General features: G+C 34.7%; 3 protein-coding genes. 1 reads left to right on the top strand and 2 read right to left on the bottom strand.

The window, feature by feature from the left end; genetic code table 11:
* Together ACOVO2_RS06315 and ACOVO2_RS06310 are read right to left on the bottom strand one after the other, a co-directional pair.
* Positions 1-263: response regulator (locus ACOVO2_RS06315; RefSeq protein ID WP_421769155.1), on the bottom strand; the 263-nt coding region annotated here is incomplete at its 3' end.
* 78 nt (positions 264-341) lie between these two features.
* The gene (locus tag ACOVO2_RS06310; RefSeq protein ID WP_421769154.1) at positions 342-2,171 is read right to left on the bottom strand and encodes a sensor histidine kinase; all 1,830 of its coding nucleotides are present in this window, start codon (positions 2,169-2,171) and stop codon (positions 342-344) included.
* An 85-nt stretch (positions 2,172-2,256) separates the two neighbouring features.
* Between ACOVO2_RS06310 and ACOVO2_RS06305 the strand changes: the two genes are divergently transcribed.
* The gene (locus ACOVO2_RS06305) at positions 2,257-2,742 is read left to right on the top strand and encodes a hypothetical protein (protein ID WP_421769153.1); all 486 of its coding nucleotides are present in this window, start codon (positions 2,257-2,259) and stop codon (positions 2,740-2,742) included.
* The last annotated feature ends 29 nt before the right edge of the window (positions 2,743-2,771 follow it).

Genomic DNA, 2,771 nt, shown 5'->3' with positions numbered 1-2,771 from the left:
TCACGGTCAAAAACCGTCACCATGATTATTTTTATGTTCGGAAACTTCGTTTTTATCTGCCGAGTAGCTTCAATACCGTCTATATCTGGCATTTCGATGTCCATCAAAATCACTTCGGGTTGTTCGGTTTCGGCAAGCGAAACGGCGTCACGCCCATTCATAGCCTTAAAGACAAGCGTAACTTCTTCAAAATTTGAAAGATTCTGAGAAATACTTCGCAACAAATTGATGTTATCGTCTATGATGGCTATTCTGATTGGCATTTATTCTAATTTAGTGGTGTTTTGATTTTACAAAACTCAACAATCAATGAGCAAAATTCAATACGTCATTTATCGTATTTAGAGACTCACTTCAATTTTTGTTCCTTCTCCAATTTTTGATTTTATGATTAACCTCCCTCCTATTTCATTTACTCTTTTCTGCATATTTAGTAAACCGTAATGCGGGTCTTCTTTAGTTTTTTCTACATCAAAGCCCTTTCCGTTATCAATGATTTCTAAGCAAATTTGCTCTTTGAGTATCTTTAAGTTTACCGAGATTAGTGTCGAATTGGCATATTTAATGGCATTATTGAGGGCTTCCTGAATGATTCGGAAAAGGTTAAGCGTTTTTGTAGAATTCAGTGTTTTTCCGGTTTCATCGAAATTCACTACGATTTGACAGGTTTCGGACTGATAATATTTATGAATATACTGCTGCACTCTCGCCCGAAACTCAGCCAATGAAAAAGTTTCTTGGTTAGTCGCCCAAATGGTATCTCTCAAACTTTGAATAGCTTCACGCACAAACTCATTGACGCTTTCTACTTTTTCGGAAGTTAGTTTTTGTTTTTCAGCTAAAAAACCGATGTTATCTAAACTTGATGAAATGACCGAGAGTTGAGAACCCACGTTGTCGTGCAAATCACGAGAAATATTAGCTCTTTCTTGAAGCAATTTTAGTTGGCCTTCATAAACGAGTTTTTGTTGGTATTCTTTTTCATCTCGAAGTATTTTGTAGCGATAGCCCAAACCAACAGCTAATGTTAGGATATCAAAGAGGAAGCTAATCATCGAGCCTTCGGTTTCGAGAAGTAAGTGATTCGGAATAATTCCGTAGTTTCGGGCAGTAGATAGTGTTGCAAAAATGACGGTAGGTGATATACCGATTAAGTAAAACCTACTCGCAACAAGCTCAATTTTTTTGAAATAACTATAAAAAACAAGGTAAAAGCTAAAGAAAATGGGAAATAATAAAGTAAAAGGAAATAATAATCTTGCATTTTGCGGAATCAAGATTTGATTTTCGCCTGCATATTTTTCATACCAAAGCATTACAATTCCCAACACGCAAATTAAAATGCTTATGCGGAATAAAAGCAGAAGCCACTTTGGAAATTTGTAGTTTGAAAACAAATATTCTTTTATAAATAACTGAGTGAAAAGAATATTCAAAATCATAAAGACTTGGCGAGTGTTTTTACTGTAAAAAATCAAAAAACCATCTTGGTAATATTCTAAAAAAAAGCCTTTGTTTAATAATACATAAAACAGCGACATTAGAATACAAATCGAATAAAAAAGGTAAAGTTTTTTACGAAAATACAGAAAAAGAAAGAACCCAAGACTAGCTACAAAAAGCAATATTCCACCAAAACCTCCCCAAATAAATTTTCGTTTGATTTCATTCTCATAAAAATCTTCTTCGTTCCATACTCTGATTGGAGGAATCATGGAAAGTGAACCTCGATAAATTCGAAAATAGGCCGTTTGAGAACTCTTGCCGTTGATACTAACTGGAAAAACTGGATTGTAGTGTTTAAAGATTCGGTCGCTGTATGGATATTTCCAGCCGAGCGTATCAGACCGATAGACTATTTTTCCATTTTTTTCTAAAAAAAGATTTACTTCATCCAAAAAGGCGTAATCTACCTCTAATAGTTTTTTGTATGCCAAAGAGTCTTCATTTTTAAACGAAATTCTGAGCCAAAAAGGGGTATTTCCATGACCGAAACTGAGTTTATTATTGGAGAGCAGGCTAAATTCTTTGTCTTTCTTCAATAAACTATCTACTGTTAAGTTTGAATTGACATCTTTTATATACCAAACCGAATGCTTTTGCTCTTTTTGAGCCAAAACAAGCTGACAGCTTAACAAATAAAATAAGATAGATAGAATAGGTGTTTTCATGAAAAAACAAAATACGTCATTTGCCGTATTGAAGCCATGTGGTGAATTTATGACTTTTGTTGCATTAAACAAAATTCGTATAACCATGAAAAAACAAATTACCCTTTATGTAACTTTCTCAATACTGCTTTTTGCTGCTGCTTGTAAAAAAGCTTCTGAACCTACTCCTCCAACCCGTACTGAAATGCTTACAAGTAGTCCTTGGAAATGGGTGGGCGGAACAGTTAGTCCTGCGTACGATATTTTTGGCGATGGAAAACCAATCAACGGAGACTATTTTACTAAAGCTCCCAAATGCTGGCAAGATGATATTTATACGTTTACGTCTGCCAATAAATTTACGCACGATGAAGGTGCTACCAAATGCGACCCAGCAGACCCACAAATATACTCGCAAGGCACTTGGGCATTTGAAACAGGCGAAAATGTTATCAGAATTAAGACAAGTTCTAATTCAAGCGATGATTCGATATGGCAAATAAATGAACTAACCTCTACCTCACTAAAAGTTATTGAAACGTATGTAGAAAATGGCAAAACCTATTCATTTGGTTATAATTTTAGTCGTTAATGAAACAAAAACAGCAATGTCGATATTAA

The organism is Emticicia sp., assembly GCF_049241225.1.
In the GTDB taxonomy this organism is placed as follows: Bacteria; Bacteroidota; Bacteroidia; order Cytophagales; family Spirosomataceae; genus Emticicia.
This window is presented reverse-complemented; position numbering and strand designations above follow the sequence as displayed.

Bases quoted from the DNA above. Each gene is read 5' to 3' on its own strand.
- ACOVO2_RS06310 (WP_421769154.1), bottom strand. From the start codon at position 2,171: ATGAAAACACCTATTCTATCTATCTTATTTTATTTGTTAAGCTGTCAG.
- ACOVO2_RS06305 (WP_421769153.1), top strand. From the start codon at position 2,257: ATGAAAAAACAAATTACCCTTTATGTAACTTTCTCAATACTGCTTTTT.